Origin of the sequence: Kitasatospora sp. NPDC059747 (assembly GCF_042732955.1) — a bacterium.
Classification (GTDB): Bacteria; Actinomycetota; Actinomycetes; order Streptomycetales; family Streptomycetaceae; genus Kitasatospora.
In genome coordinates this window covers 45,944-54,357 of record NZ_JBHWGV010000060.1, presented here as the reverse complement: position 1 = coordinate 54,357, position 8,414 = coordinate 45,944, and the positions used below count along the sequence as shown (strand labels likewise).

The window sequence follows — 8,414 nt, the reverse complement described above, 5'->3', positions numbered from 1 at the left end:
GGCGCGGGCGGACCCGCACCAGGGCCCGGGGCTCAGGCCTCGACGCCGTAGTACTGGGCGAGGAAGCCGATCACGTCGTCGGCGTGCGGGAGCAGCTCCGGCAGTTCCCGGGCGAGCGTGGTGCGGGTGGCGTCGGCTAGTTCGGGCAGGCCGGTGGCGGCGGACTTCACGTACGGGTCGAGGCGGCGGACGAGTTCGTAGTTGCTCTCCACGTCCAGCTGCCGCATCGCCTTCTCCAGCGGGGGCGCGTCGGCCGGCGGGATGTCGGGCAGGACCCGGCTGACGAAGGTGACCCGGTGCAGGACCCGCCAGCACGGCGGCTTGCGGTCCGACTGGCGGGCCTGGCGCAGCGCCGCCGCGTTGGGGTCGTGCCCGTTCTCCAGCCAGAGGGGGTCGACGACCTTGTGGAAGAAGGTGTCGAAGTGCTCGCTGTCCTCCCCGAGGTAGAAGCTGAGGAAGCGGTAGGCGTCGACCTTGCCGGGCACCTTGACGGGCTGTCCGTCACGGTCGAAGACCGGGTTGCGGTCGCCGTCGTAGCTCTGCAGGTTGCTGCTGGGCGCGACCTCGACCTCCAGGCCGAAGGAGCGGGTGGCCTCCTTGCCGCGGGCCCGGGTGCTGGTCATCCCGCCGCCCACCGAGGCGTCGAGCTGGGCGCCGACGCCGATGCCGGCGATCTGGAACGACGTGCCGATCGAGGTGCCCACCGAGCCGGAGAGCGAGTACGAGCCGGCCGTGGTCTCGCTGACCACGTCGGTGGTCTCGGTGGTCTCGGCGAAGAAGCCCCCGGCGGCCGTCCACACGTAGGTGTTGACCAGGTCGCGGCGGGAGAAGCCCTGCCCGGTCGCGCTGTCGGTGGCGTCCCGGCCGCGGGCCGGCGAGGCGTCCGCGCCGATCGCGCCGCCGAGCACCCGGCCGGCCCGCTGGGCGAGCGGGTCGGGGGCGTGGGTCTCGGTGGAGACGCTGTCGTAGTAGCTGTGCAGGCGCTGTTGGTCGCGCTGGATGCGGCGCTTGAGCGCGTACGCCTCGCGAGGCTTGAAGTAGCTGTACTCGCCCCGGTCGCGGGCCCCCTGGTAGTCGGGGTCGGCGACCTTGCCGCGCTCGTCGAAGCCGACGGTGCCGTCCAGGGTGCCCTGCTTGGTGTAGCGCGGGTTGATCGGGAAGGGGACGACGTTCCAGTCCTTGGGGATGTCCGGGTTGGGCTGGATGCGGTAGGCCACCAGTGCGCCGCTGTGCGCCAGGCGCAGCGCGAAGACGTCGGCGGTCTGCGACTGGACGACGGCGAAGCCGGTGTTGGCCGGAACGTACCGCCGGCCGGCGGTGGGGTTGAGCACCCGGCCCGGGTCCTCCCAGTGGCCGGTGAGCGCGACCTTGGTGGTCCGGGCGGTGTTCTCGCCCTGGGAGACGGAGGTGTCCTCGGCCCAGCTGTTGGAGAACTCCAGGTTGCCCCGCACGCTCGCCGAGACCCCGCCCTTGGCGATGGACTTGGCGATGCCGAAGCCCAGCGGAGCGGTGATCATCCAGACGTCGACGTCCACCTCGTTGGAGAGCGCGAAGCCGAAGGCGGCGTCCACGCTGCGCTCCTTGGCGGAGGACAACGAGCGGACGACCTGTTCGGCCTCGGTGAGCTTGACCGTGGAGGCGCCCTCGAAGGTGTCGCTGCCCGGGTCGGTCAGGCCCGCGGTGAGGTTCTCCGAGGGGATCGGCGGGGCACCCTCGACGTAGCCGATCAGCTGCGGGTCGAACTGGACCTGGCTGACCCACTCGCTGACCAGCTCGCCGACCTTGTAGCCGGTGATCAGGTGCCAGCGGCCGTCCTGGAGGTAGCTGTAGGCGCGCTTGAGGACGCCGAACGCCTCGCCGCGCGAGCCGTACTGCATGTCGGCGTACTCGGCGACCGCCGGGGCGGCGGAGACGCTCTGGTGGAACGGGGTGCGCAGGCCGGCCAGGGCCGAACGCACCTGGGCGGCGTCGTTGGAGACCGGTGCGCTGGACAGCACCGTGCGCGGGCGGGTGGCTTCCGGGCCGAACTCCAGGTGGTTGCCGCGCAGGCCCTCGTCGCGGACCTGGGCGGTGCGCGCCTCGGTGGAGTCCCGGTCGAACGGCCAGTAGGCGACCAGGTCCTCCTTCTCGCCCTTGAGCCGGGTGAACAGGTTGTCCAGCAGCTGCTCGTGGGTGCGGGCGGTGCGCCAGATCCGCACTTCCTCCAGCACGCCGTCGAACGCCTCGGCGGGTTTGCCGCCCTTGAGCACCGCGCCCAGGGTCAGCTGCGCGTCGCCGTTCTCCGCGAAGGCGGCGGTGTCGGGCAGGCCCGGGGCACCGGCCGGGTCGCAGGCGACGGCGACGCCGTTGCGGTACAGGCGGAAGACGCTGCCGCGCGGGTCGGGGTTGCGCACCCAGCGGGCGCCGCGCAGCCGGGCCGGGTGCGAGCCGGTGGTGTCGGCCGCCGTGCTGCCCGCGTTCTCCTCGAACCGCCAGTGCGCGACCAGGCCGCGGTCGCGGGCGGTGACGGCGGTGGCGAGCCGGGCGGCGTCCCGGGCGGTGCCCCAGATCCGGACCTCGGCGAGCACCCCGGTCAGCTGCTGGACGGTGGCGCCCTCACGAGCCCGGCCGAGCTCCAGCGGCGCGTCGTTGCCGCGCGGCCCGGGGCCCTCGTAGCGGCCGGCCCCGATCTCCCGGCCGTCCAGGTGGAAGCGGATGTCCTGCCACTCGCGTACGGCGAGCGACTCCACCAGCTCGACGCTCTGGGTGACCGGCTTGCCGTCGGCGCCGGTGGCGGTGATCTGCTTGGTGCCCTTCTGCTCCTGCATCGAGCGGCCGCCCTTGCGGACCACGGCGATGCGGTGGAACTGCCCGGCCCGCACGCCCTCGGTGGAGGTGAAGCGCACGGCCCGGCCGTCGGGCTCCTCGAAGGCGAACTCCAGTCGCCCGTCCGGGAGGACGGCCAGCCGGTACGGCACGCTGCCGCCGACGCCGTCGGCGGTGCGGCCCTTGGAGAGCAGGCCCTGGGTCTCGCCGAGGCGGTCGACGCGGGCGAACACCTCCAGGGTCAGGTCGTCGGCGATGTCCAGCGCGTCGTCGTCCGGGACTTCGAGGTGGGCGTCGCCGGTCAACTCGACGGCCCAGGACTGCTGGTAGGCCAGGGCGAGGTGGCTCCACTCGCGCAGCGGGAAGGACTCCCGGCTGACCACCCGGCGGTCGCCGACGGCCGCGACGGCCCGGTAGCCGCCGGCGGCGATCGGTGCGCGGGCCGGAACGGGCGTCGGCATGCCGCGCAGTTCGGCGTGCCGGTTGTTTCCGGAGCGGTCGGTCAGGACGGCCGGGGTGCCGGGAGCGGGCGCCGTGTACGTCCAGTAGCCGAGCAGCCCCGCCTCGTTGCCGTTCAGCCGCCGCCCCTGGTCGGCCCGCAGCTCGTCGCCGCCACGCGCCTTGGACCAGAGCCGCACCTCGTCCAGCCGGACGGCGGCGAACTCGCGGGGCCAGCACGGCACGGTGCCCAGTGAGAGCCGGCCCTGCCCGCGGTACGGGGCGTCGGCGGTGCGCCGGGCGATCTCCTGGCCGTCCAGGTAGACCACCTGCTGGCGGGTCTCGCGCTGGAAGACGCACGCCCAGTGGTGCCACTTGGTGTCGGAGAACCGCTGGGTGGTGTCCAGGTCGTCGCCGTAGAAGCCGAAGGTGAAGAAGCCGTTCGAGCGGAAGCCGATGTGCAGGCTCTCGCCGGCCCGCCCCTGGTCGCCGCTGTGGCCGAGCACGTAGTGCGACCGGCTGTCGATCGCGGTTCGCTGGGCCCAGAACTCCACCGTGAAGTCGCCGTCGCCGAAGCCGAAGGCACCTGGCACCACGGCGGCGTCGTCCACGCCGTCGAAGACCAGCCCGGACGTGGCCTGGGTGCCGAGCAGGCCGAGGCCGTACGGGGTGTCCCCGGCGTTGGCGTGCAGCAGCCGCACCGGCCCCTCGACGCGCTCCGGGTTGATCCACGCCTCCAGGGTGAGGTCGCCCGGGGTCGCAGCCCGGGGCAACTGCCCGGCGGGCAGGGCCAGGAACCGGCCCTTGCCGTCGAAGGCGTAGGCCCGGCCCGGCATGTCGGCCCGCCAGCGCCCGCCGTGGCCGCGCACCAGACCGTCCGCGCTGCCCAGCGGCAGTTCGGCCAGGCCCCCGGGGTCGACGGTGATCAGCCGGGAGCCCTCCGCGAGAGTGGTACCGGGCACCGAGGACTCGGACCAGCGGTGGTCGTAGCGCACCCGCTGCACGCTCATCCCGGGCTTCAGCAGGATCTGGTCCGCGCCCGCGCCCAGGCGCAGCGACTTCGACCCGGCCGGGTGGCTGCCCTCAAAGCGGAAGCCGTGGCCGCCGACGGTCACGAAGCCGGGCCCGGCCAGCGGCGCGAGGGTACCCTCGGTGAACTGCACCACGTCTCCGTCGATCCGCAGCACCGTGCCGATCGTGACGGGCTGCTCGGCCGCGCCGTTGACCACGGCGGCGAAGTCCTCGGCCCGGCGGGGCAGGTGCGACCACGTCTCGGTCCGGCCGTCGTGCCGGATGGTGAGGTTGACCTGCGTCGGGCTGTCCCCGGCCTCGACGGTGATCCCGGTCCCGGTGAGGTCGGTGTTCGCGTCCCGGGCCGTGAAGGAGACCGTCCGCCCGCCGGCGGCCAACTGCCGGGAGGGACGCAGCACCTGGCTGTCGTAGTACGCGGCGAAGAACTGGCCGTTGCCGCCCCGGAAGTAGAGCACGACGTTGCCGGTGGCACTGTCCAGCAGGAACGGGCGGTCGGCGGCGCGGGCGAAGCCCAGCAGGGCCCCGGACGCGCTCAGTCCGGTGCGGTCGACGGTCAGCTGCGGCACGGGCAGGGCGATGTCGTCGGAACCGCGCACACCGCCGGTGAGCCGGCCCAGCTCCTCCTGCTTGGCGGCGAAGCCGGCCTGCTGGGCGGCAAGGTCGCGGCGCAGCTGGGCGAGCCGGTCCTGCTTGATGGCGAGCAGTTCCAGGCGCTGGGTGGACTCGGAGATCTGCCGGTTCAGCCGGTCGGTGGCGGGGCTGGACTTCAGCGAGTTGTCGATCCGCTCCAGGATCAGGATGCTCTCGCCGGAGGCGTTCGCCGCCTGGTAGTCGTACTGGACGATGCGGTCGCCCTGGCTGTCCCGGGCGGCGACCGGCTTGCGGCTGCCCCGGCCCACCAGGCTGTAGCCGTTCCAGGTGTCCAGGGCGAACTGGGTGAAGTCGTTGTCGGCCTCGCGGCGGTACTGGATGAGGCGGGCGTCGTTGCCGGTCTCGCGGCCCGACACGTTCAGGTCGAGGCCGGAGTTGGCGTTCCTGACGAAGTAGCAGGTCAGACCGTTGAGCGTGGTGCCGGTCGGCTCGAAGGTCCAGATCGTCGACGCGGCCTGCCGGTTGGCGGTGCGCACCACCGGGGCTTCGCCGTCCTTGCTGTCGCCGTTCACCGCGAGGTACTGGTCCTTGCCGTCCTTCTGCAGCTTGAACCGCAGCCGGTAGCGCCAGTAGACGGGATCGTTCTCCAGCGCGGTGCGCGCCTCGGCGCGCTGGCGCTCGACGTCGGGGATCTCGGCGGTCTCCAACTGGAGGCGGGTGATCTCGGCCTCGGTGGCCGCGACGTCCCGGGCCAGCTTCGCCACCTGGGCGTCCACCTCACTGGCCGCCTCCACGTTCCCGCTGGACTCCGGCGCGGCCAGCAGCGGCAGGGCCAGCTCCTCCGGGACCTGCGCCAGCCGGCCGTCCCGGCCCACGCCGAGGTCCACGGTGGCGACGTGGGCCTCGTCGGTGGCCTGGCCGGTCACCGGGTCGGGCCCGCCGGTGGTGCAGGCGAGCAGCACCCTGGCCTGGCGCTTGACCGGCTTGGACGTCTGGTCGTAGCCGGCGGGCGCGGCCTCCTGCTGGTGGTGCAGCAACGCGGACAGGCCGGAGACCACCCGGCGCCCGGTGAAGGCGAAGGAGCTGCGGCTCACCCCGGAGTCCTCGCCGACGGGGGCCTCCGACGTGACCCAGGCGGGGCCGCCGCTCAACGCGGCGTGCCGGGCGTGGTCGGTCTGGTCGTGCAGCGTGGTGCCGGCGCCCTCGTCGAAGCGGTAGTAGACGGCCAGCCCGGGTTCGTTGCCGATCAGACGGCGGCCGCGGTCGGCGGCGATCTCGGCGCCGCCGCGCGGGCGGAGCCAGATCCGGACCTCGTCCAGTTCTCCGCGTCCGAAGGAGCGGGCACCGCGTCCCAGGGTGAGTCCGCCGAGGCCGGCGTACGGCATGTCCGTGGTGCGGCGGCCGACTTCGACGCCGTCGCGGTAGACGATCTGCTCGCGGGTGTCCCGGACGAAGACACAGGCCCAGTGGTGCCAGTCGGTGTCCGTGGTGCGCTGCGGGATGTCCAGGTCGTCGTGGAAGAAGGCGAAGGTGAAGGTGTCGTCCGGGCGGAAGCCGATGTGCAGGGTCCGCAGCCGGACGCCCTTGGAGGCGCCGTGGCCGATCAGGAAGTCCTCGCGGCCGCCGGTGGCGGTGCGCCTGGCCCAGAACTCCACGGTGAAGTCGGAGTCGGCCAGGTCGAGGGCGCTGGTCGGCAGTTCGGCCACGTCGTCGACGCCGTCGAAGCGCAGGGCCGTCCCGGCCCGGCCGTTCTCGCTCGCCGCCGGGACCAGCGGCCGGCCGGTGAACGGGCACGTGCCGGGCGAGCTCTCGTAGACGGCGTCCCGGTGGCGCGGGTCGGGGCTGGTCCAGGCCTGGGCGCCCTGGGTGTTGAACAGGCCGTCCCGGCCGCGCTCGACGCTGAAGCCGTCGATCCGGCCCGTGGCGTCGTTGTGCGCGAAGATCTGCCAGCGCTCCCGGCCGTGCACGGCGGTGGGCACCAGCAGGGCGGTGAACCGGCCCTCGGAGAGGTTGCGGACGAAGGACAGCTCCTGGGTCGGTTCGACGAACGGCCGGCCCTCCATGTCCTGCGTGCCGAGGCTGTCCTTGGCGGAGTCCGGGCGGCCCTTGTGCCGGCTGCGCCGGTAGCGGACCTCCAGCACCGGCTTCAACTCGCCGCCGGCCAGCACGAACCGGTCGCACAGCAGGGTGGCGTCGACCGCCGGGACCTTGGCCCGACCGCCCGTGGCCAGGTAGTCGGTGCGCGCCGGGTCGCCGGAGGAGCGGGTGCCGTCGGTGAGCCGGAACACCGCGTCCGGGTGGTCGGCGCGCACCGACTGGCGCAGCACGTACAGGTGGGTGCCGTCGGAGAGGACGTGGAAGGGGGCGGCGGCGCCGAGCCGTGCCGTGCTGGACAGGAACCGGTCCAGCTCCTGGTCGTCCAGCCGCTCCGCCGCGTCCGCCTCGACCCGCCCGCCGCGTTTGACGACGGGCATCCGCACGGTCCCCGCCACCGCGTAGCCGACCCGCGCCACCTCGGAGGGGAAGCGCAGCGGCAACGGGTCCTCCGACCAGTAGGCCGCGTCCGCCTCCCCCTTCGCCTCGTCGTGCTGTGACAGGTCCAGGACGCTGTAGACGATGCGCCGTTGGTCGTCCATCGCGAACGCGACCGTGCTGCCCTGGTGCCGCACGGTCGTGGTGTGCACGTAGGCCCGGTCGCTGTAGACCTTCGCCAGGTGCTGCGTCTCCCTCAAGCTGCCACCTCATGCCGGGTGACCGAAGGGCTGCCGCCGGCCACGCGATCAACACGGAACGTGTCCACGCTTTCACCGGATGTGACTGTCCATCAAGACACTTTCGGGCCACGGCACATGACCGATCACGCCATCCGCCCCGGACACCACGGGACGGCGAGTCGGTCGCCGGGTCATCGCTCGCAGGCCGGCTCGGGCGCCCTCCACCCCGCGCGTCCCCACGACGTCCGCTCACGCCGGGTCGGTGAACACCGCCAGCGCGGCGTCGCGGACGTCCGGCCGCGGGTGGCGGCGCAGGCCGTGCAGCACCTCCCGCCAGGCAGCGGGCCAGCCGAGCTGCGCCCCCACCGTCGTCAGTGCGACGGCGAACAGGCCGGGAGCGAGTCCGTCCTCGGCGGCCAGCCGGCGGGCAGCCGCCAGGGCGTGCTCAGGGGCCTCGGGTTGTCCGTAGCCGCGTCGGCGCACCGCCTCGGCGGTGGTCACGGCGAGCGCCGGGCGGTCGGCGACGAGCGCGGCCAGTTCGGCGAGGCGCTCGCCCGTGTCGGGGGCGTCCAGGTCGAGCGCCGTGACCAGTTGGGCAATGGCCTCGGGCAGGAGCGCGGGTTCGGTCAGCAGGAGTGCGGCGACCTCGCGCACGGTGGCCCGGAAGGTTTCCGCGGGGGCGTCGTTACGCCGCGCGGGCACCCGGTTTTCCGCGGCGCACTTTGCTGCGGCTCCGCAGGCCGGCAAGGGATGGTCGCCAGGAGGGACGTGGTCTGCGGGGGCCGGGGGTGGGGGGGGGGGGGCGGGGGGCGCGGGGGGGCCGGCGGGCGCCCG

The 8,414-nt window shown here is 73.6% G+C and carries 2 protein-coding genes; both read right to left on the bottom strand.

Annotated features, from left to right (window positions below; all coding sequences use genetic code 11):
- Positions 1–32 precede the first annotated feature (32 nt).
- Positions 33–7,598, bottom strand: a complete 7,566-nt coding sequence (locus tag ACFV4G_RS25035) for a LamG-like jellyroll fold domain-containing protein (protein WP_380444008.1) — start codon at positions 7,596–7,598, stop codon at positions 33–35.
- Between the two features lie 231 nt (positions 7,599–7,829).
- Positions 7,830–8,282: a hypothetical protein gene (locus ACFV4G_RS25030; protein ID WP_380444006.1), complete on the bottom strand. Its 453-nt coding sequence runs from the start codon at positions 8,280–8,282 to the stop codon at positions 7,830–7,832.
- Between the last annotated feature and the right edge of the window lie 132 nt (positions 8,283–8,414).